This window comes from Aeromonas sp. s3 (genome assembly GCF_040907805.1).
Lineage (GTDB): Bacteria > Pseudomonadota > Gammaproteobacteria > Enterobacterales > Aeromonadaceae > Aeromonas > Aeromonas dhakensis.
In genome coordinates this window covers 314,946-341,386 of the sequence record NZ_JBFOCQ010000006.1, presented here as the reverse complement: position 1 = coordinate 341,386, position 26,441 = coordinate 314,946, and the positions used below count along the sequence as shown (strand labels likewise).

Genomic DNA, 26,441 nt, shown 5'->3' with positions numbered 1-26,441 from the left:
ATCTGGTTGAGCCAGCGACTCAGCCCTGCAGCGCCTGCTGCAACTCCTCTTCGGTCCAGACGGTGATGCCGAGCTCCTGGGCCTTGGCCAGTTTGGAGCCCGCCGCCTCCCCCGCCACCAGCACATCGGTCTTGGCCGACACCGAGCCCGCCACCTTGGCGCCGAGCGCCTGCAGCGCCGCCTTGGCGTCGTTGCGCGACAAGGTGGTGAGAGTGCCGGTCAGCACGAAGGTCTTGCCGGCAAAGGGCTGCTGTGCGGCCTCCTTCTTCTCGATGGCGGGCCAGTGGATACCGGCGGCCAGCAGGGCCTCCAGCACCTCGATATTGTGGGGCTGGCGCAGGAAGTAGTAGACATGCTTGGCCACCACGTCCCCCACGTCGGCCACTTCCAGCAGCTGCTCCACCGAGGCGGCACGCAGGGCGTCCAGAGTGAGGAAGTGGTTGGCGAGGTTCAGCGCAGTCGCCTCCCCCACTTCGCGGATCCCCAGCGCAAACAGGAAGCGCGGCAACGTGGTGCTGCGCGCCGCATCGATGGCCGCCACCAGATTGAGGGCCGATTTTTGCCCCATCCGCTCGAGCCCGGCCAGCTGGATGGCGTTGAGGCCGAACAGATCGGCCGGGGTCTTCACCAGCCCCTTGTCCACCAGTTGCTCCACTATCTTGTCGCCGAGACCGTCCACGTCCATGGCGCGGCGTGCGGCGAAGTGCTTGATCGCCTCCTTGCGCTGCGCCTCGCAGAACAGGCCGCCGGAACAGCGGGTCACCGCCTCCCCTTCCAGCCGCTCTACCGCAGAGCCGCACACCGGACACTCGGTCGGGAAGAGGATTTCACGGGCATCGCTTGGACGCTGGGCCTCCACCACCGCCACGATCTGCGGGATCACGTCCCCGGCCCGGCGCACGATCACGGTGTCGCCGATCATGACGCCAAGGCGCTCGATCTCGTCGGCATTGTGCAAGGTGGCGTTGGAGACGGTGACACCGCCGACGAACACAGGTTTGAGCTTGGCCACTGGGGTCACGGCGCCGGTGCGGCCGACCTGGAACTCGACGTTTTCGAGCAGGGTCATCTCCTCCTGGGCCGGGAACTTGTGGGCGGTGGCCCAGCGCGGTGCACGGGCCACGAAGCCAAGCTCCTCTTGCAGGGGAATGGCATCCACCTTGTAGACCACGCCATCGATCTCGTAGGGGAGTGCGCCACGGCGGGCCAGGATGTCGTCATGGAACGCCTGGCAACCGGCGGCCCCCTCCTTGAGCTTCACCTCCGGGCTGAGCGGCAGCCCCCAGGCATTGAGCCGGGTGAGGCGGCCGTAGTGGGAATCCCCCAGCAGTTCGCCACCGACCCCCACCCCATAGGCGTAGAAGCTGAGCGGACGGCTGGCGGTGATGCGTGAATCGAGCTGGCGCAGGCTGCCGGCGGCGGCGTTGCGCGGATTGACGAACACCTTCTCGCCGGCGGCCAGCGCTCTGGCGTTCATCGCCTCGAACCCCGCCTTGGGCATGAAGACCTCGCCGCGCACTTCCAGCCGAGCCGGCCACCCCTCGCCACGCAGGGTCAGGGGAATGGCCTTGATGGTGCGCACGTTCTCGGTGATCTCCTCACCCGTGGTGCCATCGCCCCGGGTGGCGGCCTGCACCAGCTGGCCATCCACGTAGAGCAGGCTCACCGCCAGGCCGTCCAGCTTGGGCTCGCAGCAGAAGGTGAAATTGACCTCCCGCTTGAGGCGATCACTCATGCGCTGTTCGAACGCCTGCAGCTCTTCGCTGCTGAACACGTTGTCCAGGCTCAGCATGGGGATCTCGTGGCGCACCTGCTTGAAGGCGGTGAGCGGTTGACCGCCCACCCGCACGCTCGGCGAGGCCGGGGTTTTCAGCTCGGGATGGTCGGCCTCCAGCGCGATCAGCTCGCGCATCAGGCGGTCGTATTCGGCGTCCGGCACTGTGGGGTTGTCCAGCACATAGTACTGATGCCCATATTCGGTAAGCAGCTCACACAGTTGACGGTGGCGGGAGAGGATATCGCTCATGAAAAAGTCTCGAAGTGTGATGGAAAAACCGGCCAGCGGAGCAATAAAAATGCGGCACCTGGGTACCGCACTTTTGATTCATTCGACCCGCCTGGCGTATTAGTCGCGACTGGCCTCGTAGGCGGCCAGCTCGTGCCGGTAACGGGCGATGGTCTCGTCGCTCAGCGGGCTGCGATCCACGTCAGTCAGCATGGCATCGAGATCGCTGGCCAGCTGGTCGGCAGACTGCAGCATGTGCTCAAAGGCAAAGGCGGCGTTGCTGCGCAGCGGCAGTTGCATGAAGAGCGACACACCCGGAGTGGTGAACTGCTCCATCCGGTACGGGTTGAAGGTACCCGGCTTGACCATGTTGATCATGGAGAAGAGCACTTCGCCCTTGCCGTTGAGATCCTCGTGGCGATGGAAGATGTCCATCTCGCCAAATTTGAAGCCCAGCGCCAGCAGGGAAGAGATCAGGGTCGCCCCCTGCAGGTCGTGGCCGGGGCGCGCCATCAGGTTGATGACATAGACATCCTGCCAGATCTTCTCGACCGGCTGACGTTCAATCTGCGGCTCCTGCACCGGCTCTTCATAGGCGGGCTCCTCGTAGGCAGGCTCGGGGGCTGCGTAACGGGGCTGCGCCTTGTATTCGGGCGCGGCGGCCTGGGCCTGTTCACGGGCACCAAAGGTGGGTGCGGTGGCGTAGGCTGGCTCCACCAGCGGTTCTTCGTCCAGCGGCTGCAGCAGCGGTTCGCGCTGTGGACGGGAACGGTGCACCGGGGTACGACGGATCACCTGGGCAGGCTTGCGCACCGGCGCGGCAGGCACCTCCTCGACGGGCTCGGCGACCGGCTCCTCATACTCCTCCTCGTCATAGACGGGAGGCGGGGGCACGGGGCGAGCGGCAGGCTTGCGTACCACGGGCGGCGGCAGATCGGCGTCATCATCTTCTTCATCATCGAAGGCGGGCGCGGGGGCGCGACGGCTGACGTCCGGCTGGCGAGGTTCATCATGGTGGAGCTTGGGCTCGGCACGACGGCCACCGCTGACCACTCGCACCTGACCGATGCCATCACTGTCGAAGGCGTCGTTGTCACGGTCCCGTGATTTGGATTCCATCCGACCCAGAGGTTTCTCTTTGATCGGTGCCTGACGATTCTTTCTGTTGCTCCACAACCCGTGAATGAGCAATGCCGCGATGGCAATACCGCCCAGGGCAACCAAGATGTAACGCAATTCCTGCATTAGCTGCTTCTCTTTCTAGTTTTGCTCAGCCAAAGCGACGGCTTCACCGATATCGACCGACACTATGCGCGAAACCCCGGGCTCTTGCATCGTGACGCCAACCAGCTGCTCAGCCATCTCCATGGAGACCTTATTATGACTGATGTAAACGAACTGTACTGTGCTCGACATCTCTTTGACAAGAGAACAGAAGCGACCGACGTTCACTTCATCGAGCGGTGCATCCACCTCATCCAGCAGACAGAAAGGTGCCGGATTGAGTCTGAAGATGGCAAAAACCAGCGCAAGAGCGGTTAACGCCTTCTCCCCCCCGGAAAGCAGGGCAATGGTAGCATTCTTCTTACCCGGAGGTCTCGCCATGATGCTCACTCCGGCCTCCAAAAGATCATCGGAGGTGAGCTCAAGCCAGGCACTGCCCCCACCGAACACTTTTGGAAACAGGGATTTTAAATCTTCGTTGACCTTATCGAAAGTGTCACGGAAGCGTATTTGTGTCTCTTTATCAATTCTTTTAATGGCTTGGCTCAAGGTTTCCAGCGCCTGCTCCAGATCCTGGCACTGGTTTTCCAGGTAGCTTGCGCGGGTTTTCGCCTCTTCATACTCCTCCAGCGCCGCCAGGTTGATGGCGCCAAGCGCCTCCACTTGCGCCTCCAGGGTCTGGATCTCCTGGCGCAGCTTGCCGCGATCAGCCGCTATCAGCACCGCCTGATCGAGATCCACCAGCCGTACCCCCAGCTCTTCGAACTGCTCGTGCAGCCCCTGCCGGCGGGTGAGGTTGCGTTCGCGCTCGAGCCGCAGGGTCGCCAGCTTCTCCTGTATCTGCACCAGCTGCTTGTGATCGGCGCTTCTGGCCTGCTCCAGCTCGGTCAGCTGGCGCTCCAATTCTGCAAGCCGCTGATGACAGGCAAGTTGCTGCGCCTCGAGGCTACGCTGCTCGGCCAGCAGGGGCGACAGATCCTGACTCGAAGTGGCCCCCGGCTCCTTGAGTTCGGCCAGCTCCAGCCCGAGGCGGGCCAGCTCCTGCTCGCGCAGGGTGATGAGCTGGCGCAGGTTCTGCTGCTCCAGTTGCAGCCGCTGGCAGGCGGCCTGCTGCTGTTCACGACGCAGGCGGGCCTCTTCCACCGCCCGATCCGCCGCGCTCGCCTGCTCCTGGGCGAGCAGCAGCGCCTCGGCAAGCAGCTCCCCCTGCTCCTGCAGCTCGCCGAGGGCCGCTTCATCCTGCTCAAGCCGCTCCCCGGCCGACACCAGCCGCTGCGCCTCCTCAGCCTGCTCCTTATCCAGCCGGATCAACTCCTCTCCCAGCTGGCCGAGGCGCTGCAACCGCGCCTGGCGCTGCCCTTCACGCAGGCTCCAGGCCTCGCGCAGTTGCTGCCACTGCTGCTCCTGCTCACGCAGGGTGCGCTGGGCCAGTTCATGGGCGCTGTGCAGCTGGGCCCGCGCCGCATCGGCGGCGGCAAGCTGTTCATCGAGCCGGCGCAGCGCCTCCCGGCCCGCGACCAACTCGCTGTGCAACCGCTCACGTTCGCCGAGCAGCGCCAGGGTGCCGAGGGCCATGCCCTCCCCCAGATCCGCCCAGTTGGGGCCGAACCAATCACCGGCAGGAGTGAGCAGCGACTCACCGGCAGAGAGGCTGTGCAGGCGGGCCTGCGCCTCCTCCCGGCTCTCTGCCAGCCAGATGGCGTTGAGGAAGGCGGGTATGTGCTCACCGCCCAGTTGCGCCGCCAGGGTGCCGGCAACCGCCGGTCGGGCCGGACCAATCCAGAGCCCGGATTGCGCCAGATTGCACTCGTCCGCCGGGGTGGCGGTGAGCCAGCGACCGAGCACCTTGTCCAGCCCCCGGGCCCACTCGGGGGGGACCTGCAGCCGATCCGCCAGGGTGGCACCCGCCATCTGCTCCCCCAGGATCTGATCCAGGGTGGCGAGGCGAGCCTCCAGTTCGCGCAGCAAGCCCTGCTGGCGTCCCTGCGCTGCCTTGAGCTCTTCGTGGCGGGCCACGCCGGCCTGCCAGGCCGCTTCGGCTTCTTCATGGCGGGCGCGAGAGAGCGAGAGCGTCGCCGCCAGCGCATCGAGCGCCGGTTGCAGGTTCTCCCCCTCCCCACCGAGGGGGCCGGCCTGTTCATCTTCCAGCTTGAGACGGGCGAGCCGGGTCTTGGCCTGCAGCTCCTGCAGGCCGTTCACCTCGGCGCGGGTCTGGTTGAGCCGCCCCTGCAACTGGCCAAGCTGCTGCTGCCACAGCTGCTGGCGCTGGCGCGCCTGCTCGAGCCGCTCGCCCGCCGCCGCGCGCACGCTCTGCTGGTCGGTAAGCAACTGCTCACACTGCTCGAGGCGCGCCGACGCTACCTCCCCCTGCAGAGTGCTTTCGCCCAGTTGTTCCAGCTGGTCGGCCAGCTGGGTCTTGAGCCCCTCGATGCGTTCGCCGAGGGCCTGCCGCCTCGCCTGCCAGTCACGACCGAGTTCGGTTTGGTGCAGTTGCTGCTGCTCGAGGCGGGCGATGGCCTGACCGCCGAGAAAAATCTGTTGCTGACGGCTTGCCTGTTCGGCCTGCGCCTCCTGGCGGGCGACCGACAGGGTGACGTGGCGCCCCTCATCGGCGGTGCGCTTGGCATCGAGGGCCGCCAGCGCCTGCTCGGTCTGGGCCAGTTCGGTCTTGGCCTCGCCCAGACGCGTCTCCAGCGCCCACAATTCCGAGCCGATCAGCTCGGCGCGAGCAGCGCGACTGCGGCTCTTGAGCTGCTTGTAGCGCTCGGCGGTCTCGGCCTGGGCTTTGAGATGGTCGAGGCGCGACCCCAGTTCGCCGCGGATGTCGCCGAGGCGCTCCAGGTTCTCCTGGGTATGGCGGATGCGCTGTTCGGTCTCCCGGCGCCGCTCCTTGTAGCGGGAGACCCCGGCGGCCTCTTCCATGAACAGCTTGAGATCGGCGGGGCGGGACTCCACCAGCCTGCTGACGGTGCCCTGCTCTATGATGGCGTAGCTGCGCGGCCCGAGGCCGGTGCCGAGGAAGAGGTCGGTCACGTCCTTGCGGCGGCACTTCTGGCCGTTGATCTGGTAGTGATTGGAGCCGTCGCGCAGCACTTCGCGGCGCACCGAGATCTCGGTAAAGCGGCCGAACTCGCCGGGCACCCGGTTGTGGGGATTCTCGAACACCAGCTCCACCGAGGCACGGCCGTGGGCACTGCGGTTGATGGAGCCGTTGAAGATGACGTCGGTCATGTTCTCGCCGCGCAGATGGCGGGCGGAGCTCTCCCCCAGCACCCAGCGCACGGCGTCGATGACGTTGGATTTGCCGCAGCCATTGGGCCCCACCACGGCAGTCATGTCGGCGTTGAGTTCGATGCGGGTCGGCTCGACAAACGACTTGAAGCCGGCGAGTTTGATCAATTTCAGACGCATGGCGGCCTATGTCGGTAACGAAATAAAGAGGAGGCGGGCAGGCGACTTTACCAAATCAAAAGCTTGTTTGTAATATGCTGGCAGTTTCCCATGAACAGATGGAGCTCCGATGAGCCACTCCCCCCGTATGGTAAAAGACTCGATCAGCGGTGCAGACTACTTTCTGCGCGGCTTCTCCCTCATTCGCCAGCCCGGCATCCGCACCTTCGTGCTGATCCCCCTGCTGGTCAACTTCGTGCTGTTTGCCGGGGCCTTCTACGCCCTGCTGCTGCAGCTGGATGGCCTGTTCGCCTGGCTGCACCAGCAGATCCCGAGCTGGCTCGACTGGCTGGACTACCTGCTCTGGCCCATCGCCCTCATCACCATACTGGTGGTCTTCTCCTTCCTGTTCAGCTCGGTGGCCAACTGGATAGCCGCCCCCTTCAACGGCCTGCTGGCGGAGAAGGTGGAGCAGGCGCTCACTGGCGAGGCCGCCAACGACACCGGCATGCTGGACATCGTCAAGGATGTGCCACGCACCTTCGGCCGCGAGTGGATCAAGCTCAAATACTACCTGCCCAAGGCCATCGGCTGCCTGATCCTGTTCCTCATTCCGGTGCTGGGCCAGACCCTGGCGCCTGTGCTCTGGTTCCTGTTCAGCGCCTGGATGATGGCAATCCAGTATGTCGACTATCCGTTCGACAATCACAAGATCGACTTCATCACCATGCGCGACGCCCTCAAGCAGCGCCGCGGCAAGTGCCTGAGCTTCGGCGCCCTGGTCACCCTCTTCTCCGCCATCCCGGTGGTGAACCTGTTCGTGATGCCGGTCGCCATCTGCGGCGCCACCGCCATGTGGGTCGATCACTACCGCAGCGAACAGCTCAAGCGCTGACCCGGACAAGCATGATGAAAAATGGGGGCGAAAGCCCCCTTTTCATTACTTAATCTAATGCATATATGAGTTTGCTTGTCCCGCCAGCGCTAGATTGTTAGGATGCGGGCCTTTCTCGCACCCTGGGATATCTCATGTTACATGCACTCTTCTTGCTGGGCCTGGTGGCCGAAGGGATGACAGGCGCGCTGGCCGCGGGCCGGCGACGGATGGATTTGTTCGGCGTGGTGATCATCGCCTCGGCGACGGCCATCGGAGGCGGCACCATCCGCGATGTGCTGCTGGGCCATTACCCCCTGCTCTGGGTCGAACACCCGGAGTATGTGCTGCTGGTCGCCGGCGCGGCCATGGCCGGCGTCATCTCGGCACCGCTGATGCGCTATCTCGGCAAGCTGTTCATGGCGCTCGATGCCCTGGGGCTGGTGGTCTTCTCCATCTTCGGTGCGGCCAGGGCGCTGGAGATGGGTCACGGCGCCGGCATCGCCTGCATCATGGCGGTGGTGACGGGGGCCTTCGGCGGCGTGCTCAGGGATCTGCTCTGCCAGCGCATTCCGCTGGTGTTTCGCCGCGAGCTCTATGCCGCCATCTCGCTGGTGACCGCCGCCCTCTACTGCCTGGCGCTGGATCAGGGCCTGCCCAACGACTGGGCCGCCTTCGGTGCCATCGGCATCGGCTTCGTGCTGCGCCTGCTGGCGGTGCGCTTCAAGTGGGGGCTGCCCACCTTCCACTATCAGTACGCCGCACACTGAGCGCGCCAGCTTCTGGCGAGCCGGTACGGATCACAGCCAACAAAAAAGCGCCGGTCAGGCGCTTTTTTGTTGGGCAAGGGGGTAGCAACTGCCTCAGTTGATCCCTTCCGAGCTGAAGAAGGTCGCCTTGTCGGCGATGAAGCGGATCTTGATGTTCTTGCCCTCATCGCCCCAGATGCAGCTGGTGGTGCCCAGCGCATCGTCACAACGCTCGGCCTTGCCGAGGATGCTGCTCGCCTCGGCGTAGCTGATCCCCATCTTGAGCTTGTCGTAGTTTTCGCGGTTGAGCTTGCCACAACCGGTCAGCAGCAGGGCAATCAGCCCGCCAAGCAAAATATGTTTCATCTGGTTCTCCTCTGCATGGTGTCCAGAGCCTACCAGCTCGGCCACCCCGCTGACCAGTCACCCGCCGGGCCGATGCGGCCAGCAAACCGCCGTTACCAGCTGCGCACGGGCCCGGTGTCGAGGTGTACAAAGTTGTCACTCGGATAGTAACCGACGCCGCCCACCTTGAGATGAAGCGCCGCCTTGCGCAGGTGCGCCAGCTGTACCCCGGGGATCCGCACGTCCACCGCCTGCCCCAGGGTGTGGTAGCTGTGTTTGGCCACCCCGCGGCTGCGACTGCGCTTCTGGCGATTGGTCACGGGGGAGCGATAGCCCGAGATGAGCTGGATTTCGCCGTGGCGACCCAGCTTGTGCTGCAGCAGGTAGAGCTGGTCGAACAGCTTCCTGTCGATGTTGAACACTTCGTTGCGACGGTAGTCGCGAAAGATGTGGTTGAGCTCGGCCAGCCCGTCTTTCAGATAGCGTCCATCTTCCCAGTAGCTGGTGCGCACCCGCTCACCGGTATTGAGATTGAAGAAGCTGAGTTCACGTCCCGCCGTACTGCGACTCGCCATGGCGGGGAAGGACAACAGCGAGCCCCCCAGCAGGCAACCGGCACCCAGCAGCAGGCGACGTCGGCTTATCTCTTGATCAAGCATCCCTTGTCCGTCCATCGCAATGTTGAGGTGAAACCGTTGAATGAATTTGATACAGGCGCTTGAAACTACCCGCCGAGCCGGCCGCTGTCAAACCGCAAGGGGCCATGAAAAAGCCCGGCGCAGGCCGGGCTTTTCACTCTGTGGCGAGGATCACAGCAAGCGACTCTGGTAGCTGACTCGATCAAATCCATAGATGTCGTTGCGCAGTTGCTGACGTCCCTCCTCGTCGATCCAGCTGCTCCAGTAGACGGTGAACACCGGGATCGGAGTGGTCAGCGGCAGCCACTTGGTCTGGCTCTCTTTCAGGATGCTGGCCACCTTGTCGGGCTGGTAGCGGGAGTCCGCCAGCAGCAGCTCGGCCAGATCGTCGGCGTGCTCCACCCGGATGCAACCCGAACTGAAGGCGCGCGCCCCCTGCTCGAACAGTGCCTTGCGCGGGGTGGAGTGCAGGTAGATCGCCTCGTTGTTGGGCAGATAGAACTTGTAGCGACCCAGTGCATTGTGATCGCCCGGCTTTTGCCGCAGACGATAGGGGAAACCGGACGCCAATGCCTGCTGCCAGCCCTCTTCGGTGAACTGCACCGGATTGCCTTCGCCGTCGATCACCTCGAACTGCTCGCGATTGAGGTAGGCGGGGTCACGCCCCAGCTTGGGCAGAATGTCCTTGCTCAGGATGGAGCGCGGCACGTGCCAGGCCGGGTTGAGCACAATGGAGCGGATCTCGCTGGCGAGGATCGGGGTAGCCCGCTGCTCCTTGCCGACGATCACCCGGCTGGTAAACACCTCGTTGCCGGACTCCACCACGCTCAGCCGATAGTCGGGGATGTTGACCAGCACGTAGCGGGCGCCGGAGAGCTGATCCACCAGATCGCGTCGCCACAGGTTGCGCAGCAGCAGACTGGCGCGCACCTCGGGCCCGGTGTTGAGCCAGCTGCGGGTCTGCCGGCCTATGATACCGTCGGCGGTCAGGCCGTGACGGCGCTGGAACTGCTTGACCGCCTGCAGGGTGTCATCGTCGTAGGTGGCGTCGTCATGGCGCGGGGCCGTATCGCCCAGCTCGTTGAGGATGGAACGGATCTGGCCCAGCTCAGGAGAAACCTCGCCGGCTCGCAGGGTTGGCATGGTCAGGGTCGGCCACTTCTTGGCCATGGGCAGCGCCAGCAGCTTGCGCACTTCCTCGCGCACCACCTCGTATTCCGCGACCTGGGGTCTGAGCTGCTTGACCTGTTCCAGCAGGTTGTCGCCGGCCGGCTCGTGAGCCAGCGGCTTGTTCAGATTGAGTTTGAGGGTCTGCATCTGCTCGCGGGAGACCAGATCCATGGCGCGCCATGCCTGCTGGAACCGGGCCAGCTTGCCGAACGCCTCGTCATAGAGGGCGCCGCGCTGATCCGCCGGCTTGGCCTGCAGCTTCTTCCAGAGCGTATAGAAATCCGGGTGCAGCTGGGCCAGCACGGCCTCCTGCAGTTGCTGCTCCAGCTCTTGCCTGGCCTGCTCCGCCGTCCGGTTCTGATACCAGTCATGCTGCTCCGCCGCATTGCTCACCACCACCTGGCCTTCGCTGGCCTGTGCCATGGCCGCTGGCCAGCAGCCCAGCCAGATCAGGTTTGCCAATGCCAGCCAATACTTCTTCCCCATGCTTACCTCAAGATCGGTTCACTTCAATCCGTCAGACCCGGCGGTCAAGGCGCTCATCATGCGTGAATGCCCGCGACTTTGCTAGCCGGCGGGCGCATAGCGCCGCCAGATAATGTCATACTCATTTGTTGCTTTAAACTTGGCCAGCTCGCGATTGAACTCCCGCACGAATTCGGGGGACAGCCGTTTCTTGCTGAACATGAAAAAGGTCGGTGCTTCATATACGGCCATGGCATGGGGCACGATCAGATCGCTCAACCCCTCCTTCTTCAAGCCCCAGGGGGTGGCCAGCACATCGCCGAGGAAACCGTCGATGCGTCCCAACACCAGCTTGCCGTAGTTCTGCTCGTCGTTGACGACGCTCACCTGGGCGGCATAACGGCGTAGCAGCTCGCTGATCTCGGCGCCGTAGTAGTAGTCCTTGGTGACCCCCAGGGTATGCCCGTCGGCCAACCAGCTCGCCAGATCGGTATCGGAATAGGCGTCTGACTTGCGGATCCAGAGCACGCTGCGGCCCGGATTGTAGGCATCGGAAAACCAGGCGTAACGGGCACGATCCTCGTTGAAGTAGGCCTCCATGGCAATGTCGACTACCCCCAACTCCAGGCCGTGCAACACCCGTTTCCAGGGCATCTCCACGTAGCTGGCCTTGCAATCCAGCCGTTTGAGCATGGCGTTGAGCGCTTCGATGGCAAAGCCCTGCAGCTCTTTCTTGCCGGCCGCGGACTCGAGGTAATAGTGATAGGGCGGCCAGTTGTCATAACCGATCCGCAAGGGAGCAGGACACAGCGCATTTGCCGATACCAGCGGTGTCAGCAACCAGAGCATCCAGCAGCAGAGTTTCAGCTTCATGGGTCATCCTTGACGGCGTATCAGCTCATCATAAATCGGCCTCGGCAAAATGGCGACAGATCCTGCCACAGGGATGCAGACCATGATCGGGCGCCGAAAAAGCGGCACCGCCCGAGCAGAAAAGGGGCCCGGCCGGCCCGCCACAACAGGACCTGGGGGCTAGCTAAAAAGAGGGAGAAGCGACATTTGGAACACCAATCAGAAAGGGGTTAATATGTGACCAAATATATTTTTGTGATCCACTATGCTTTTTTTGCAATTGGATTAGCATATGCGCGAAATCAGCCTACAAACCGTGAGGCGCAGAGAGTGATATGACGTACAAAAAGTTTGGTTTTCTGACCGCCATCATGGCGCTGAGTGGTTTCTATCTCTACACCCTCTATCTGGCCGCCCACCCCAACGTGAGCCTGGCCTACAAGCTCTATTACCTGGAAGGCAAGACCCGCTTCTGGGAGCACAACTCCAGCATGACCTACCAGCCCGGCAACGAGCTCAATCTGACCAAGCCGAGCCGCTTCCTCTCCAGCGAAGGCTGGGCCAAGAAACCGAGCGCGGACGGCACCGAACTGAGCGGCCAGGGTGGCCTCTATTTCGTGCTGCCCAAGCAGCAGGCACAGCCGGAAGAACTGACCATCCAGGCCCGGGTCAACAGCCCGCAGGCCGGCGCCCTGCTCAAGGTGGCACTGGGTCACGATTTCACCACCACCGTCAAGCTGGCCAAGGCCGGCATCAACGAGATCCGCCTCAGCCTGCCGGGCGAGTCGCTGACCTCGGATCCCAAGCGTCCCAACTTTCTGGCGCTCTCCGCCCCGACACCGCTCAATGTCCAGTCGGTGCGCTTGACCGTCGCCCAGTAAGACGTATTCTCCAATACGCTGTTTTATAAAATAATTTTCCAAATAAGGAAGTTTTCATGTCGCATGCCGATTTTCGACTCTCTCTGATCGTTCCCGTTTACAACGAGGAAGAGAGCATAGATGCCTTCATCAACGCGATAGATAACGAACTGGCGCCGCTCAAGGATCAGCTGGAAATAGTATTCGTCAACGACGGCAGCCGCGACCGCACCCGTGAGGTGGTCGAGCAGGCCATCGCCCGCGACCCGCGCGTCACCCTGGTCAACCTGGCCCGCAACTTCGGCAAGGAGGCGGCCATGACCGCCGGCCTGCATCACGCCAAGGGTGATGCCGTGGTGCCGATGGACGTGGACCTGCAGGATCCGCCCTCGCTCATTCTCGAATTCGTCAAGCTGTGGCAGACCGGCGACTACGACACCGTCTACGGCATCCGGGTGGATCGCAGCGCCGACACCCCGATGAAGCGCCTCACCGCCGGCGGCTTCTACCGCTTCTTCAACGCCCTCTCCACCAGCACCAAGCTGCCGGAGAACGCCGGTGACTTCCGCCTGATCGACCGCAAGGTGGTCGAGGCGATCAAGCAGCTGCCGGAGCGCAACCGCTTCATGAAGGGGCTGTTTGCCTGGGCCGGTTTCCGCGCCGTCGGCGTGCCCTACGAGCGCCCCGCCCGCCACGCCGGCGAGACCAAGTTCAACTACTGGAAGCTGTGGAACTTCGCCCTCGACGGTCTGATGAGCTTCTCCAGCTGGCCGCTGCGGGTATGGAGCTACGTCGGCGTCGGCGTCTCCTTCGTCGCCTTCCTCTACATCCTCAAGATCGTCACCCAGGTGGTCTTCTTCGGCATCGACGTGCCGGGTTACGCCTCCCTGATGTCGGTGGTGCTGTTCCTCGGCGGCATCCAGCTGCTGTCGCTCGGCATCATCGGCGAGTACATCGGCCGCATGTTCGTGGAAGTGAAGCAGCGCCCCGTCTACCTCATCGAAGGGGTCTACGGCCAGTATGCCAAGCAGGATGAAGAGCCCAAGCAGGACGCCGCCAGCGGCAGCAAGAAGAGCGCCGGCAAGAAGACAGCTGCCGCTAAGGCCGCTGATGACCAGCAGGAGCAGGCTTCTCAATGATCTCCCGCGAGGAATTCTGGCGGCTGGTACGTTTCGGGTTTGTCGGCGGGGGGGCCACCCTCGTCGATCTGGGCACCTCCATCGCCCTGTTTCACACCTGGCCCACCATCTCGGAGCACCTGGTGACGACGCTGGCCTTTGCCATCGCCTTCTGGTTCTCCTTCTTCGGTCACCGTTACATCACCTTCCAGAAACAGGGTGCCGCCAGCAAGTTCCTGCTGGTCGCCCTCTTCTCGCTGGCGGTGCGTAACCTGATATTGAGCGGTCTGCTGTTTGCGGGTCTTTCCGGTCTGTTACCGGTGGTGATCGCCACCCTGACGGTCACCGTGCTCACCTACCTCCTCTCCAGGATCTGGGTATTTGCCTGATGAATGACATGACTACCACCACTGCCCCCGACCAGGCGGCGCCCTATCGCCCGTCACTTCGCATCAGCGGCCGCGACTGGCTGATGATCATCGCCGCCTTCGTGCTGAGCCGGGTTGCCCTGTACGGCATGGGTTACTTCGGCGTCCAGCTCTACGGCGCCACCGACATAGGCCCGCTGCAGGCCTATTGCCAGTTCGACTGCGTCTGGTTCCAGCGCATCATCGAGAACGGCTACGATCTCTACCCGCGCTGGCTGAGCAAGGGCAACGCGGCCAACTGGGCCTTCATGCCGCTCTACCCGATGATCTCCGGCACCCTCTCCAACCTGCTCAACGTCGAGAGCCTGATCGGCCTGATGCTGGTGGCCAACCTGGCGTTCTTCGCCAGCCTGCCGCTGATGCTGCTGGTGCTGCGCCAGCTCAAGCTGGGTGACGATACCGCCCGCTTCGGTGTCTGGCTGCTCGCCTTCTCCCCCTTCTCCGCCTACTTCGTCTCCGGCTATACCGAGTCGATGTTCATGGCGCTGATGCTGGGGATGTTCCTGTTCGCCTATCGCCAGCAGTGGCTGATGGTAGCCCTGCTCGGCGTCTTCATCTCCGCCACCCGCAACCTGGGGGTGATGATGGTGTTCCCGGTGCTGATCCTGGCGCTGCAGGCCTACGGCTGGCGCGAGTTCTTCCGCTTCACCGAGCGCGCCTTCAAGGTGGTGTTCACCCTCTGGATGATCCCGCTCGGCCTGTTCGCCTACATGTTCTATCTCTATCACCTCACCGGTGACGCGCTGGCCTTCAAGCATATCCAGGTGGCTTGGGGCCGTTACATGGACAGCCCGCTGGACTGGTGGCTGAGCGGCTTCGAGCTGGGCGGACGCAAATCCTACCTCTCCATCATGGTGATGTTCGGCTGGGCGCTGAACCTCTATCTGTTCAGCCAGAAGCGCTGGGCCGAGGCGACCCTGATGTTCATCTGCTGCACCATTCCGCTGATGACAGGGCTCAACGCCATGCCGCGCTACATGTTCGGCCTCTATCCCACCATGCTGGCGATCATCCTGCTGACCCATCGCTGGCCGGCCATTCGCCCGGCCGTGCTCTGCCTGAGCGGCATGGTGGCCTCCTTCATCGCGGTGGCCTTCGTCAACTTCAAGTTCTTCACCGTGTGACGAAGGTGGCAATGCAACAAGCCGGTCTATCGACCGGCTTTTTTTATGGGCACGACACCCCGCTCACACTTTTCCACTCTTGAAAACGTAACCATTTGAACTGATGTCACAAATCGACGGTTTGCCTGTCCAAGCGCGCCCTCATGCCTCCTAGAATGAGCCCCATTGACGGCAATCTGGTCCGCTTAACCCCAGCAAGGAATGGCTTATGCGTCGCACCCCCTCGGTTTCTTCCCTCTGGCTCGCCCTGCTGGCCTGCCCCCTCTTCCTCCCTCAGGCCATGGCCGCCGAGGTGCGCCTCTACGTGGATGACCAGCCGGTCGGCACGCCGCTGACGCTGGACAAGGGGGCGGTGCAGCTGACCCATCCGCTCACCAAGGGGAGCCACCAGATCCGCATCAGCGACGCGGGCAACAGTTGCGGCACCAGCTTCGGTCCGAGCGAGGCCAAACCGCTCCCCTTCGGCACCGCCCAGCCCATGGACAAGTGCAGCAAGGGGCAGCACTTCAACCTGCGGGTGATGCTGGCGGGGGATTATGAGTTCACCTTCAACCCGGATACCCCCAGCCTCAAGGTGCTGCGAGCCACCAAGAAGAGCGAGTTCAAACGCCAGCCGCCAGCGGAGCCCTGCATCAGCTGGGATGGCGGCCCGGTTACCGTATCCCTGAAAGGAGTCTGGCCCGACGGCACCCAACTGCGGGATGCCTACTCCGGCCAGCAAGGGGTGGTAAAAGGCGGCAAGCTTAGCCTGACACCGAGCAAAGAGAGCGGCGGCCTGCTGCTGCTCGAGCCGGTCAAGGCGGCCACAGCGGCCCCCTTCAGCTGGGATCAGGCGAGCGTCTATTTCCTGCTGACCGACCGCTTCAACAACGGCGATCCCGCCAACGACCACAGCTTCGGTCGCCAAAAGGACGGGCAGGATGAGGTGGCCACCTGGCACGGCGGCGACTTCAAGGGGCTGACCGCCAAGCTCGACTACATCAAGCAACTCGGCATCAACGCCATCTGGATCACTCCCATGGTGGAGCAGGTGCACGGCTTCATCGGTGGCGGCGAGCAGGGCAACTTCCCCTTCTACGCCTACCACGGCTACTGGGCGCTCGACTTCACCAAGATCGACCCCAACTACGGCGACGAGGAGAGCCTGAAGACCCTGGTGGACGAGGCGCACAAGCGCGGCATGCGCATCATCCTCGACGTGGTGATGAACCACGCAGGCTACGCCACCCTCGCCGACCTGCAAGATCTGGGGCTCACCGACCTCACCCAGAACACCGGCAAACTGCCGGCCCGCTGGAACCAGTGGCAACCGAGCGGCGGCCTCAACTGGCATGGCTACAACCAGTTTATCGACTATCAATCACCCGCCTGGAGCAAGTGGTGGGGCCCCGACTGGATGCGGGCCGGCCTGCCCGGCTACCCGCAGCCCGGCACCGACGACGTCACCGGATCGGTGGCGGGGCTGCCGGACTTCCTGACCGAATCCACCAAGCCGGTGGGGCTGCCGCCGCTGCTGGCGGCCAAACAGGACACCAGGGCCAAGGCACTGCCCAACGCCACCGTGAGCGACTATCTCATTGCCTGGCACACCGACTGGGTGCGCCGCTTCGGCATCGACGGCTTCAGAGCCGACACCGTCAAACACCTGGAGCCCGAGGTGTGGGCCCGCCTCAAGCAGGCCGGCACCGCCGCCCTCAAGGAGTGGAAAGCCGCCAACCCGACCAAGAAGCTCGACGAGCTGCCCTTCTACATGGTGGGCGAGGTGTGGGATCACGGGGTGGCCAAGGATTTCTGGTATCAAAACGGCTTCGATTCGCTGATCAACTTCGACTATCAGCGCGAGTTCGCCCTGCACCAGGCCCAGTGCCTGGCCAGCGCCGAGCCCACCTACGCCAGTTATGCCAGCCGCATCAATCAGGATCCCGAGTTCAACGTGCTGAGCTACATCAGCTCCCACGACACCAAGCTGTTCTTCGGCGACTATCAGGACGTGCCACTGCAGCGCCGGGTCGCCAGCAGCTTCATGCTGCTGCCGGGCGGCATCCAGATCTACTACGGCGATGAGTCCGGCCGCGGGCTCGCCAAGGATGGTGGCGTGTTCGATCAGGCGGTGCGCAGCGACATGAACTGGCAGGAGCTGGCCAGCGGCGAGAAGGCCGAGCTGGTCAAGCACTGGCAGCGGCTCGGCCAGTTCCGCGCCGCCCACCCGGCGGTGGCGGCGGGCAGCCACAAGAAACTGGCCGACAGCCCCTATGCCTTCGTGCGGGAGAAGGGGGATGACAAGGTGGTGGTGGTGTTCGCCGGCCGCCAGCCGTAATCCAGCTTAAGGAATCAAACCCAAACAGAGAGGGGAGCCAGTGGCCCCCTCTCTGTTTACACCAGTCATTCAAACCGGCGGTTGCGCCAGCGGGTTCACTGCGGCTGACGGGCCGCCGCCGGCCACTGCAGACGCGCCTTGACCAGGGTCTGCTGCCACAGCGGCCAGGCCAGCAGCGCCTGCTGATAGGCGCCCGCCTGGCCGGGCAGCTGGATGCCGTAGCTCGCCAGCCGGTAGGCCATCACCGCATAGAAGGCATCGAGGATCCCCGCCTCGCCAAAATAGAAGGGGCCCCGCGCCTGGGACCAGATGGTCTGCAGCCGGGCCAGCTCGCCGATGGCCTCCACCGGCGGTTCGCTGCGGGTCGGGGCGCCGAGGAAGAAGGGCAGCAGGGTACGGATCTGGCGAAAACCGGCGTGCAGCTCGGCGCAGAGGCTGCGGGCCAGCGCCCGCTCGGCCTGTGATGCGGGATAGAGCTGGCGATCGGGGCAGAGCTCGTGGATATATTCGGCGATGGCCAGCGAGTCGTGCACCCGCACACCGTCGTGATCGAGCCAGGGCACCAGGCCGGCGGGGGCCAGCCGCTTGAGCCGCTGCAGATCCTTGGCATCTTCCAGATCGAACACCTGCTCCTGCCACTCCAGCCCGCTCATGGCCAGCACCAGCGCCGCCCGCATTGCCCAGGTGGAGCCAGTGCCCACCGTCAATACCAGAGATCCCATCTATTGCCTCCTGCATGGGTTGTTCATGACCATCCCATCTGCCCCAATGGCACGACATCCGACGGTCGCTTCACATTTGCGCGCCGGCAGGTTTGACCCTCTCCGGGAGCGGTGCTAGTTTGATTTTCCAAAACAATCAGTTAGCAACAATGTGAGCAATGGACAGCCAATTTACCATCGTCATCGCAGATGACCACCCCCTGTTTCGGGGCGCCCTCTATCAAGCGGTGCACATGGCCATCGACGATGCCCAGCTGCTGGAAGCGGACTCCATCGACAGCCTGGCCCACCTGCTGGGGGAACACCCGGAAGTCGACCTGCTGCTGCTCGATCTCAAGATGCCGGGGGCCAACGGTTTCTCCGGTCTCGCCCACCTGCGCGGCCAGTATCCCGACCTGCCCATCGTGGTGGTGTCGGCTTCGGAAGAGCCTGCCATCATCCAGCAGGTGCTGCGGCTCGGCGCGCTCGGCTTCATCCCCAAATCGGCGCCGATGAAGGAGCTGGTCAACGCCCTCAATACGGTGATCGGGGGTGACAACTGGGTGCCGGCCGGCATCTCGCTCCACCCTGAACCCTGTGAGGGCACCGATTTTGCCAGCAAGCTGGCCAGCCTCACCCCCCAGCAGTACAAGGTGCTGGTGATGCTGCGCGACGGCAGCCTCAACAAGCAGATCGCCTGGGAGCTCAACGTCTCCGAGGCCACCATCAAGGCCCACATCACTGCCATCTTCAGAAAACTCGGCGTCAAGAACCGCACCCAGGCGGTCATCGCCCTGCAGCAGATGGATATCAAGGAGAGCTGAACCCTCCCAGCAAGCCTGCACATCATCTACCACTCGACAAATAGCACGGTCGTACTTTATGCTGCCCCGGTCTATGAAGGAGAGTGTGATGAGCAAGGGCCGGCTGACCCGCGACAACATTTTGCAGACTGCGTTCGAGCAGGCGAGCCAGCAGGGGCTGGAGAGCCTCACCATCGGCTCCCTTGCCAGCGCCTGCGAGATGTCGAAAAGCGGCCTGTTCGCCCACTTCCAGTCCCGCGACAACCTGCAGATCGCCGTGCTGGAGTACGCCGCCGAGGTGTTCCGGGAGCGGGTGATCCAGCCGGTGCGCCAGCAGCAGCACGGCAGCCAGCGAGAGAAGCTGACGGCCTTGCTGCAGGCCTGGCTGGCCTGGAACCAAAGCTTTGCCGGTCGCTGCATGTTCCTCGACGCCTGGACCTCGGCCCAGGAGGGTGAGGTACAGCAGGCCGCCCGCCAGCTGGTGCGCTTCTGGCTCGACTACCTGGCCCGCCAGGTGGTGCAGGGACAGAGCGAGGGCGAGTGGCGCAGCGACATGGATCCCTGGCGCGCCGTCTACCGCCTCTACGGCCTCTATCTGGCGGATCAGGTGTTCAATGCCCTCGATCTGTGTCAGGATCCGGCCCGCCACTTCTGGCCCGAAGTGGAGACGCTGCTGGATGGCTGGCGCTGATGGATTGACCTCTCTTTTTTAAAACCGACAAAAAAGCACGACCGTTCGCACATAAAAACCACAGGATGACCATGAGCAGCAAGATCTACTTCAACACCCGCCGTTTCAGCCCGAGCAAATGGTTGCTTGGCCTTGGCACCCGCTTGCACCACACCCTGGCCCCCGCTCATGCCAAGCGTACCGCCAGCAAGCTGCTGCTCACCCCCCAGCGCAACCAGCGGGATGACACGGTCCCAGCCGGACTGGTCAAACAGGCCGTGCACACCAGCGAAGGCACCCTGATGAGCTACCGGCTCGGCCAGGGGCCGGTCTGGCTGCTGATGCACGGCTGGTCAGGCAGCGCCAGCCAGTTCTACCCGCTGATGAGCCACATTGCGGCCCAGGGCTTCACGGCCATTGCCTACGATCACCCGGCGCACGGCCACAGCGCCGGCCATACCGGCCACTTGCCCCGCTTCGTGCGCGCCTTCGACGAACTTGTGGAGAAGATGGCGGCGGAGTGCGGCCCGCTGCAGGGCGTCATCGCCCACAGCATGGGGGGCGCCGTCACCCTCTCCAGCCGCCGACGCGAGCTGGATGCCCTGCCGCTGCTGCTCATCTCGCCGGTGCTCGACTACGTGCCCCAGCTCTACGGCATGGTGGCGCGCTCCGGCTACTCCATCCGGCTGTTCGATGCGGTGGTCAAGGAGATTGAGCAGGAGTACCAGCACCCCTTGAGCACGGTCGACCCGCTGGGGCGGCTCGCCGGCCGCAGCGGGCCTGCCATCATAGTGCACGACGAGGAGGATCGCTTCGCCCCGCACGGCGATTCCCTGCGCGCCACCCAGGATGGTCGCACCCGGCTGGTGAGCACCCGCGGCCTCGGCCACGGCCGCATTCTCGCCAGTGCCCCGGCCTTCGCCGCCTTCGATCAGCTGAGTACCGCCCGCAGCAACCACTGAACAGCCTCAAAAAGGGCCTGCAAAAAATGGTTGGCAGGCCTGTTTTTATATTTGATACAGCGTCTTATAGTTAAATTGCTCGGTGGCAACACCCCCAGTGGCATGCATAAGGCGCAGTATCATGGCCAGACCCAACACAGCTCTTCTGTTGACCGGTGGTGGTGCCCGCGCCGCCTACCAGGTCGGCGCCCTCAAGGCGATCGCCGAGTTCTATCCCCGCAATCTCGGCATACCGTTTCCCATCCTGTGCGGCACCTCGGCCGGCGCCATCAATGTCACCGCGCTGGCCTGCTACGCCTCCTGCTTTCATCTGGGGGTGCGCAAGCTGGAGTGGGTCTGGCGCCGTTTCGAGACCCACCACATCTTCGACTTTCACCCGGGGCGCCTGTTGTGGCGACTGATGTACGAGGGCTCGGCGGGGCTCGTCAATCCCCACACCAACCACGCCTTTCACCTGTTCGACAACGCGCCGCTGCGCCGCCTGCTGGATCAGCTCATCGACTATCACCGCATCGACGACAACATCCTCTACGGCAGCCTGGAGGCGCTGGCCATCACCGCCTCCGACTACGACGACGGTCTCTCCACCACCTTCTTTCAGGGGAGAGCCGAGCACCTGCCGTGGGAGCGGGCCAGACGGCGCGGGCTGCGCACCCTGCTCACCTCGGATCACCTGCTCGCCTCCTCGGCGCTGCCGTTTGTCTTCCCGGCCACCCACATCGGCGAGAAGTTCTACGGCGATGGCTCCATCCATCAGCTGAGCCCGCTCAGTCCCGCCATCCACCTGGGGGCAGAGCGGATCCTGCTGATCACCCTGGATCCACCGGCGCACACGGCCCCCACCTTTCACCATGGCCACCTGACCAGCTCCAACATCGCCAGCCACCTGCTGGACACCGTCTTCACCGATACCCTCAACTCGGATCTGGAGCGGCTGTGGCGCATCAACCAGACCCTGGATCTCATCCCGGAGCGGGAGCGCAACCGGTTGAAACTCAAACGGGTGGAGACCTGCGTGCTCAAACCAAGCCAGGATCTCGACCTGCTGGCGCTGGCCTACCTGCGCAAGCTGCCAGTGCATCTGCGCCGCCTGCTGCGGGTGCTGGGGGTGACGGGGGACGAGACCAGCAGCCTGGCCAGTTTCCTGATGTTCTATCCCGGCTACTGCCAGCAGCTGATCAAGCTGGGCTACCTGGATACTCTGAACGAGCGCCAGCGGGTCGAACAGTTTCTGGGGATAGAGGAGGAGGTACGGGTCGAGGCCTGAGCCGGAGTATTCAAGGGAAGCGGGGACGGCATTGGCAGCAGGGCTGGTGCAACATGGGCTCAGGGATCAGCGCCCCTCCAGCAGGCGCTGCTCCGCCTGCTCCACCGCCACCGCATTGCCGAACAGCACCAGCTTATCCCCCGTCGCCAGCACCAGTTCGGGTCTGGGCTCCAGCCGCTGTGTGCCCCGCTGCACCTCCCTGATCCGCACCGCATCGACCCCCAGCGCCTGCACGCTGCGCCCCACCGCCCAGGCCTGCTCGTGCAGCAGCACGGGGTGCAGCCGCTCGAGCAGCTGATCCGTCTCCAGGTTGCCGGCGCTTTGATCTCCCCAATAGAAGCCGTGCAGAAAGCGATACTGGTTGCTGCGCTCATGCTCCATGCGCCGGATCACCCGGCCGATGGGGATGTCGCAGTTGAGCAGCAGGTGGGAAACCAGCATCAGGGCCCCCTCCTGGGACTCGGGGATCACCTCGAAGGCCCCCGCCCGCTTGAACGCCTCCAGGAAGCTGTCGTCTCGGGTGCGCACCAGCACCTTCACCTCCCCCGCCAGCTCCCTGATGAGCGCCAGCATGGCCTCGACCCGCTTGGGATCGTCAAAGGTGATGATCACCAGCCTGGCCCGCAGCAGGCCGGCGGCCAGCAGGATGTCGCGCCGGCTGGCATCGCCGAACGCCACCTGCTCCCCCGCCGACTTGGCCTCGCTCACCCGCTCGGGATCGAGATCCAGCGCCAGGAAGGGGATCTCCTCCTGCTTGAGAAAGCGGGCGCAGGTCTGACCGGCCCGGCCAAAGCCCGCGATGATCACGTGCTGGCTCTTGCTCAGGCCCGACTGGGCCACTTCGGAGCGGGTGAGCAGGGCCGGATCGGTGAGGGAGCGGGCCAGCTGGTGAGCCTGTTGCACCAGCCAGGGGGTCATGGCGATGGAGGTGACCCCGATACCGATGAGCAGGGAGACCAGCCGGTGGTCGAGCAGACCGTGGTGGTTGGCCAGTGCCAGCAGCACGAAGCCGAACTCCCCTACCTGGCTCAGCATGATCCCCGCCGCCATGGCGTCGCGCTTGCGCTCCCCCATCAGCCGGCCGGCCAGCAGCACCAGCAGCGACTTGAACAGGATGAGGGCCGGTACGCTCAGCGCCACCAGCCACCAGTCCAGCGCCACCCGCTGCCAGTCCATGGTCATGCCGATGGTGATGAAGAAGAGCCCCATCAACACGTCCCGAAACGGCCGGATGTCCACCTCCAGCTGGTGACGGTAGTGGGATTCCCCCAGCATCATGCCCGCCAGAAAGGCCCCCAGCGCCATGGAGAGACCCATCCACTGAGTGAGCGAGGCAGCCAGCAGCGCCACCAGCAGGGTGCTCAGCACGAACAGTTCGTCGGAGCGAGCCCGTGCCACCTCGTGAAACAGCAGCGGCAGCAGCCACTTGCCCACCGCCAGCAGGCTCAGCAAGGCAAACAGCCCCTTGAGGGTGGCCCAGGCGATCTCCGCCAGCAGGGCGCTGCCCTGGATCTCCGGCCGGGCCAGGATGGGGATCATCACCAACAGCGGCACCACCGCCAGATCCTGAAACAGCAGCACGCTCACCCCGAGCTGGGCACGGCGGGTGTGCAGCTGCTTCTGATCCCCCAGCTGCTTGATCACCACGGCGGTGGAGGAGAGCGCCAGAGTGCCCGACACCACCAGTGCCTGGGCCAGACTCAGGCCCCACCACCAGGCGATGGCAAAAAACAGCAGGGAGGTGAGCAACACCTGCAGGCCACCGACCCCGATCACCAGTCGGCGCATGGCGATGAGCCGGGGCAGCGAGAACTCGAGCCCGAGCGAAAACATCAGAAAGACGATACCGAGCTCGGCGATGGTCTGCATGATCGCCTGGCCGGTGATCACGGCGGCGCCATGGGGGCCGAGCACGACCCCGGCGAGCAGGTAGGCGAGGATCACCGGCTGGCCCAGGCGCCGGAAAATCGCCACCAGCAGGACGGCGGCAAGCAGCAGGATCAATACGTCTGCGTACAATATTTCCTCCTTTTTTATCTACTTAAGCCTAGCCAGCCGCCCTTGTTAGCATCGAACATATTTTGGGCACAGGTATTGCAGGTAAGCAGCAGGAAGTAGGTTGTTTGAGGGCTGTACCGTGGAAAACACATCATCATTGAGCGGTTTGGGACATGGCATCGAGCAGTGGGTTCGCCAGATGGAGCGGCTCACGCCGCTGGCAAGCCAGGATCGCAACCAGCTGCTCGAGCAGTTGCTGGTGCAGACGGATCTGGGCAGCCTGCTGGCAACTTTTGCCGATCGTGCGGCAAGAATTGTCCGGATCCACAGCCTGCACTTCGACTGCGGCCAGCCGCACACCCTGATCCAGCATCCACCCCAGGCCAGCCTGACCCTGCACAGCTACCCGTTCGAGCTGCGCGGTCAGCATGGCCAGCTGCTGGGCCAGCTGCACTACACCCTCGAACACGCCCTGAGCGGCAGTCAGCAACGGGTGCTGCAGCAGTATCATCAGCTGCTCAGCCTGCCGCTGCCCCTCTATCTGCGCCTGTCACAGCTGGAGCTGCAGGTACGGCTCGATCACCTGACCGGGCTCGGCAACCGCTCCTACTTCGACGAGGCCATCGGCCGCGCGGTGGAGCAACACAGCCGGGAGTCTCACGGGTTGGTGCTGGTACTGCTGGATCTCGACAGCTTCAAGCAGATCAACGACACCTGGGGTCACCCGGTGGGCGATCTGGTGCTGAGCCGCTTCGCCCAGCTGCTGACCCACTGCATCCGCAGCACGGATCAGGCGTTTCGCCTCGGCGGCGACGAGTTCGCCCTGCTGCTGCAACCCGCCGAGCCCGAGGCCTGGCGCCCGGTCTGGCTGCGTCTGCAGCACATGTTGCTGACTCACAAGGAGCTCAGCACCTTCTCGGTCGGCTGCAGCCTGGGGGCCGCCAGCTGGCAGTCCGGGGTGGACGTGCACAGCCTGTACGAGGCAGCCGATGCCCACCTCTACGCCCGCAAGAAGGCGGGCAAGGCCGGCCTGCTGGACTGAACCGGCCAGCCGCTGAATACGACAAGGCCGGCATATGCCGGCCTTGTTCGTTTGCTGCAGAGAGGATTACTGCGGGGGCTGACAGGCCGCCGCCGGCAGCCAGTGCCAGGCCAGGCCAGGTTCCTGCGTCATGAATCCGTCACAGAGGAACAGCTCGCCTACCGCCGCCACCTGTTCGCCGTAATAGAGGATGGGAATGCGGCCACGCTGCCAGGAGGGCACCCCATACTCCTGCAGCAGCTTCTTGAGGCGCCGGCTGCCGCCGCGCCCCACCGGCTTGAGCATGCTGCCAGCGGCCACCCCGAAGCGTACCGACAGCGGCTCGTCCGCCCCTGGCAGCCGCAGCCCCTCGCCCTCCGTCCGCGAAAGCAGTCGCACCTCGCCGAGCCCGTCCGGCAGGATCAGCGTCTCCCCCACCCTCAACGCCAGCTGCTCGTGACGAGGCTGCAGTCCGGGTCGCACCAGATGAAGCCGGCCCTGAAAGCGGCGGCAGCTCTGCCCGCCCCAGTTGAGCTGGGGATTGGCGTCTTCCCGCGCCTGCGCCACCTCCTGCCAGAGCAGACCGAGCTGCTCGCGGGAGGGCATCTCGCCCCCCTGGCGGCGGATCCAGTAACGCAGCAGGTTGTTGCGCCGGGTGCCTGACAGGGCCAGCAGCGGCGTGATCTGCAGCGCCTCTCCTGCCGCCGCCAGCCGCCAGTCGGCCTCTGCCAGCTCCTCCAGCAGCGCCTCCTGCTCGGCGCACAGCGCCATGCTGCGCGCCGCCGTCTGGGCCATGGCGGGCCAGCGGGCCTTGAGCTGGGGAATGAGCTGCTGGCGCAGGAAGTTGCGGTCATAACTCACATCCTGATTGCTCTCATCCTCCACCCAGCCATAGGGGAGGCTGGCCGCCGCCTCGGCCAGCTCGGTCCGGCTCACCTCGAGCAGCGGGCGCAGCAGCAAGCCGCCGGCAAAGGGCTGGCTCGGCACCATGCCCGCCAGCCCGCGCAGACCGGCACCACGCTTGAGCGCCAGCAGCAGGGTCTCCAGCTGATCGTCCTGATGATGGGCGGTGAGCAGCCACTCCCCCTCCCCCAACTGGGCGGCGAGGGCCTGATAGCGGGCCTCCCGCGCCTGCGCCTCCAGGCTGTCGCCGCTGCTCCGCTGCAACTGCACCCGCTCGACCAGCAGCGGCACCGCCAGTTGCTGACACACCCCTTCACAGTGGGCCACCCACTCGTCGGCATGTGGGCTCAGGCCGTGATGGACGTGCAGGGCGCGCAGGGCAAGGCCGTGGGCGTGAGCGAAGCGGGCCGCCAGCACCAGCAGCACGGTGGAGTCGAGCCCGCCGCTGAAGGCCACCAGCAGGCCGCGGGAACCTTCGGGCGCAGGCAGAGTCTGACAAAAGCGAGAATAAATACGAGAAATCATAGGCTTCCCCAATACGACCAGGCGGATCTTAG

22 protein-coding genes are annotated in these 26,441 nt (G+C 64.2%); 12 read left to right on the top strand and 10 right to left on the bottom strand.

Annotated features, from left to right (window positions below; all coding sequences use genetic code 11):
- Positions 1–19: 19 nt before the first annotated feature.
- The 3 genes from ligA to AB5Y98_RS02265 all read right to left on the bottom strand — a co-directional run bounded on the left by ligA (position 20) and on the right by AB5Y98_RS02265 (position 6,640).
- Positions 20–2,026 (bottom strand): NAD-dependent DNA ligase LigA, encoded by a 2,007-nt coding sequence (ligA, locus tag AB5Y98_RS02275; protein ID WP_319906649.1) that lies wholly within the window; start codon positions 2,024–2,026, stop codon positions 20–22.
- Between the two features lie 99 nt (positions 2,027–2,125).
- The gene (gene zipA / locus AB5Y98_RS02270) at positions 2,126–3,250 is read right to left on the bottom strand and encodes a cell division protein ZipA (RefSeq protein ID WP_368231238.1); all 1,125 of its coding nucleotides are present in this window, start codon (positions 3,248–3,250) and stop codon (positions 2,126–2,128) included.
- Between the two features lie 15 nt (positions 3,251–3,265).
- Complete coding sequence (locus tag AB5Y98_RS02265) at positions 3,266–6,640, bottom strand: AAA family ATPase (protein WP_368231237.1); 3,375 nt, start codon at positions 6,638–6,640, stop codon at positions 3,266–3,268.
- A 109-nt stretch (positions 6,641–6,749) separates the two neighbouring features.
- Here AB5Y98_RS02265 and cysZ point away from each other — a divergent pair, with 109 nt between their 5' ends.
- Positions 6,750–7,514, top strand: coding sequence for a sulfate transporter CysZ (gene cysZ, locus AB5Y98_RS02260; protein WP_368231236.1), 765 nt, complete (start codon positions 6,750–6,752; stop codon positions 7,512–7,514).
- Between the two features lie 134 nt (positions 7,515–7,648).
- A complete protein-coding gene (locus AB5Y98_RS02255; RefSeq protein ID WP_005303366.1) occupies positions 7,649–8,263 on the top strand; it encodes a trimeric intracellular cation channel family protein in 615 nt (204 codons plus the stop codon).
- A 93-nt stretch (positions 8,264–8,356) separates the two neighbouring features.
- Here the strand turns inward: AB5Y98_RS02255 and AB5Y98_RS02250 are convergent, their stop codons facing one another.
- The 4 genes from AB5Y98_RS02250 to AB5Y98_RS02235 all read right to left on the bottom strand — a co-directional run bounded on the left by AB5Y98_RS02250 (position 8,357) and on the right by AB5Y98_RS02235 (position 11,733).
- Positions 8,357–8,608, bottom strand: coding sequence for a hypothetical protein (locus tag AB5Y98_RS02250; protein WP_005303367.1), 252 nt, complete (start codon positions 8,606–8,608; stop codon positions 8,357–8,359).
- Between the two features lie 92 nt (positions 8,609–8,700).
- A complete protein-coding gene (locus AB5Y98_RS02245) occupies positions 8,701–9,246 on the bottom strand; it encodes a DUF882 domain-containing protein (protein ID WP_005303369.1) in 546 nt (181 codons plus the stop codon).
- 150 nt (positions 9,247–9,396) lie between these two features.
- Entirely contained in the window at positions 9,397–10,881 is a 1,485-nt protein-coding gene (locus AB5Y98_RS02240) for a murein L,D-transpeptidase (RefSeq protein ID WP_368231235.1), read from the bottom strand.
- An 81-nt stretch (positions 10,882–10,962) separates the two neighbouring features.
- Positions 10,963–11,733: a substrate-binding periplasmic protein gene (locus AB5Y98_RS02235; protein WP_368231234.1), complete on the bottom strand. Its 771-nt coding sequence runs from the start codon at positions 11,731–11,733 to the stop codon at positions 10,963–10,965.
- A gap of 314 nt (positions 11,734–12,047) precedes the next feature.
- Here AB5Y98_RS02235 and AB5Y98_RS02230 point away from each other — a divergent pair, with 314 nt between their 5' ends.
- The 5 genes from AB5Y98_RS02230 (at position 12,048) to AB5Y98_RS02210 (ending at position 17,559) form a co-directional block, all read left to right on the top strand.
- Entirely contained in the window at positions 12,048–12,593 is a 546-nt protein-coding gene (locus tag AB5Y98_RS02230; protein ID WP_005303374.1) for a hypothetical protein, read from the top strand.
- Positions 12,594–12,649: 56 nt separating this feature from the next.
- Positions 12,650–13,711, top strand: a complete 1,062-nt coding sequence (locus AB5Y98_RS02225) for a glycosyltransferase family 2 protein (protein WP_124249174.1) — start codon at positions 12,650–12,652, stop codon at positions 13,709–13,711.
- Positions 13,708–14,079 carry a GtrA family protein gene (locus AB5Y98_RS02220; protein WP_005303379.1) on the top strand — a complete coding sequence of 124 codons (372 nt, stop codon included), beginning with the start codon at positions 13,708–13,710 and terminating at the stop codon, positions 14,077–14,079. The genes AB5Y98_RS02225 and AB5Y98_RS02220 overlap by 4 nt, the downstream gene beginning before the upstream one ends.
- Positions 14,079–15,242 (top strand): membrane protein, encoded by a 1,164-nt coding sequence (locus AB5Y98_RS02215; protein ID WP_005303381.1) that lies wholly within the window; start codon positions 14,079–14,081, stop codon positions 15,240–15,242. The genes AB5Y98_RS02220 and AB5Y98_RS02215 overlap by 1 nt, the downstream gene beginning before the upstream one ends.
- A gap of 208 nt (positions 15,243–15,450) precedes the next feature.
- Positions 15,451–17,559 (top strand): alpha-amylase, encoded by a 2,109-nt coding sequence (locus AB5Y98_RS02210; RefSeq protein WP_368231233.1) that lies wholly within the window; start codon positions 15,451–15,453, stop codon positions 17,557–17,559.
- A 95-nt stretch (positions 17,560–17,654) separates the two neighbouring features.
- On the opposite strand, the gene AB5Y98_RS02205 is transcribed toward AB5Y98_RS02210, so the two are convergent.
- Positions 17,655–18,281, bottom strand: coding sequence for a glutathione S-transferase (locus tag AB5Y98_RS02205; RefSeq protein WP_019839068.1), 627 nt, complete (start codon positions 18,279–18,281; stop codon positions 17,655–17,657).
- Positions 18,282–18,439: 158 nt separating this feature from the next.
- Here AB5Y98_RS02205 and AB5Y98_RS02200 point away from each other — a divergent pair, with 158 nt between their 5' ends.
- From AB5Y98_RS02200 to AB5Y98_RS02185, 4 genes are all read left to right on the top strand, one after another.
- Complete coding sequence (locus tag AB5Y98_RS02200) at positions 18,440–19,084, top strand: response regulator transcription factor (protein ID WP_095593209.1); 645 nt, start codon at positions 18,440–18,442, stop codon at positions 19,082–19,084.
- 88 nt (positions 19,085–19,172) lie between these two features.
- A complete protein-coding gene (locus AB5Y98_RS02195) occupies positions 19,173–19,754 on the top strand; it encodes a TetR/AcrR family transcriptional regulator (RefSeq protein ID WP_368231232.1) in 582 nt (193 codons plus the stop codon).
- A gap of 71 nt (positions 19,755–19,825) precedes the next feature.
- Positions 19,826–20,695: an alpha/beta hydrolase gene (locus tag AB5Y98_RS02190; RefSeq protein ID WP_368231231.1), complete on the top strand. Its 870-nt coding sequence runs from the start codon at positions 19,826–19,828 to the stop codon at positions 20,693–20,695.
- Positions 20,696–20,816: 121 nt separating this feature from the next.
- Positions 20,817–21,962: a patatin-like phospholipase family protein gene (locus AB5Y98_RS02185; protein WP_368231230.1), complete on the top strand. Its 1,146-nt coding sequence runs from the start codon at positions 20,817–20,819 to the stop codon at positions 21,960–21,962.
- Between the two features lie 66 nt (positions 21,963–22,028).
- Here AB5Y98_RS02185 and AB5Y98_RS02180 read toward each other — a convergent pair whose 3' ends face one another.
- Positions 22,029–23,981 carry a cation:proton antiporter gene (locus AB5Y98_RS02180; protein WP_268038169.1) on the bottom strand — a complete coding sequence of 651 codons (1,953 nt, stop codon included), beginning with the start codon at positions 23,979–23,981 and terminating at the stop codon, positions 22,029–22,031.
- A 100-nt stretch (positions 23,982–24,081) separates the two neighbouring features.
- On the opposite strand from AB5Y98_RS02180, the gene AB5Y98_RS02175 reads away from it, so the two are divergent.
- The gene (locus AB5Y98_RS02175) at positions 24,082–25,002 is read left to right on the top strand and encodes a GGDEF domain-containing protein (RefSeq protein ID WP_005303398.1); all 921 of its coding nucleotides are present in this window, start codon (positions 24,082–24,084) and stop codon (positions 25,000–25,002) included.
- 66 nt (positions 25,003–25,068) lie between these two features.
- On the opposite strand, the gene tilS is transcribed toward AB5Y98_RS02175, so the two are convergent.
- On the bottom strand, positions 25,069–26,409 hold the full coding sequence (gene tilS, locus AB5Y98_RS02170) for a tRNA lysidine(34) synthetase TilS (RefSeq protein ID WP_368231229.1): 1,341 nt from the start codon (positions 26,407–26,409) through the stop codon (positions 25,069–25,071).
- Positions 26,410–26,441: the final 32 nt, after the last annotated feature.

What these genes read in the sequence shown, in the direction of transcription:
- AB5Y98_RS02245 (WP_005303369.1), bottom strand. Translation starts at nt 9,246, where the DNA reads ATGCTTGATCAAGAGATAAGCCGACGTCGCCTGCTGCTGGGTGCCGGT.
- AB5Y98_RS02255 (WP_005303366.1), top strand. Translation starts at nt 7,649, where the DNA reads ATGTTACATGCACTCTTCTTGCTGGGCCTGGTGGCCGAAGGGATGACA.
- AB5Y98_RS02240 (WP_368231235.1), bottom strand. Translation starts at nt 10,881, where the DNA reads ATGGGGAAGAAGTATTGGCTGGCATTGGCAAACCTGATCTGGCTGGGC.
- tilS (WP_368231229.1), bottom strand. Translation starts at nt 26,409, where the DNA reads ATGATTTCTCGTATTTATTCTCGCTTTTGTCAGACTCTGCCTGCGCCC.
- AB5Y98_RS02205 (WP_019839068.1), bottom strand. Translation starts at nt 18,281, where the DNA reads ATGGGATCTCTGGTATTGACGGTGGGCACTGGCTCCACCTGGGCAATG.
- AB5Y98_RS02265 (WP_368231237.1), bottom strand. Translation starts at nt 6,640, where the DNA reads ATGCGTCTGAAATTGATCAAACTCGCCGGCTTCAAGTCGTTTGTCGAG.
- ligA (WP_319906649.1), bottom strand. Translation starts at nt 2,026, where the DNA reads ATGAGCGATATCCTCTCCCGCCACCGTCAACTGTGTGAGCTGCTTACC.
- AB5Y98_RS02235 (WP_368231234.1), bottom strand. Translation starts at nt 11,733, where the DNA reads ATGAAGCTGAAACTCTGCTGCTGGATGCTCTGGTTGCTGACACCGCTG.
- AB5Y98_RS02250 (WP_005303367.1), bottom strand. Translation starts at nt 8,608, where the DNA reads ATGAAACATATTTTGCTTGGCGGGCTGATTGCCCTGCTGCTGACCGGT.
- AB5Y98_RS02190 (WP_368231231.1), top strand. Translation starts at nt 19,826, where the DNA reads ATGAGCAGCAAGATCTACTTCAACACCCGCCGTTTCAGCCCGAGCAAA.
- cysZ (WP_368231236.1), top strand. Translation starts at nt 6,750, where the DNA reads ATGAGCCACTCCCCCCGTATGGTAAAAGACTCGATCAGCGGTGCAGAC.
- AB5Y98_RS02195 (WP_368231232.1), top strand. Translation starts at nt 19,173, where the DNA reads ATGAGCAAGGGCCGGCTGACCCGCGACAACATTTTGCAGACTGCGTTC.
- AB5Y98_RS02200 (WP_095593209.1), top strand. Translation starts at nt 18,440, where the DNA reads ATGGACAGCCAATTTACCATCGTCATCGCAGATGACCACCCCCTGTTT.
- AB5Y98_RS02225 (WP_124249174.1), top strand. Translation starts at nt 12,650, where the DNA reads ATGTCGCATGCCGATTTTCGACTCTCTCTGATCGTTCCCGTTTACAAC.
- zipA (WP_368231238.1), bottom strand. Translation starts at nt 3,250, where the DNA reads ATGCAGGAATTGCGTTACATCTTGGTTGCCCTGGGCGGTATTGCCATC.
- AB5Y98_RS02230 (WP_005303374.1), top strand. Translation starts at nt 12,048, where the DNA reads ATGACGTACAAAAAGTTTGGTTTTCTGACCGCCATCATGGCGCTGAGT.
- AB5Y98_RS02185 (WP_368231230.1), top strand. Translation starts at nt 20,817, where the DNA reads ATGGCCAGACCCAACACAGCTCTTCTGTTGACCGGTGGTGGTGCCCGC.
- AB5Y98_RS02215 (WP_005303381.1), top strand. Translation starts at nt 14,079, where the DNA reads ATGAATGACATGACTACCACCACTGCCCCCGACCAGGCGGCGCCCTAT.
- AB5Y98_RS02220 (WP_005303379.1), top strand. Translation starts at nt 13,708, where the DNA reads ATGATCTCCCGCGAGGAATTCTGGCGGCTGGTACGTTTCGGGTTTGTC.
- AB5Y98_RS02210 (WP_368231233.1), top strand. Translation starts at nt 15,451, where the DNA reads ATGCGTCGCACCCCCTCGGTTTCTTCCCTCTGGCTCGCCCTGCTGGCC.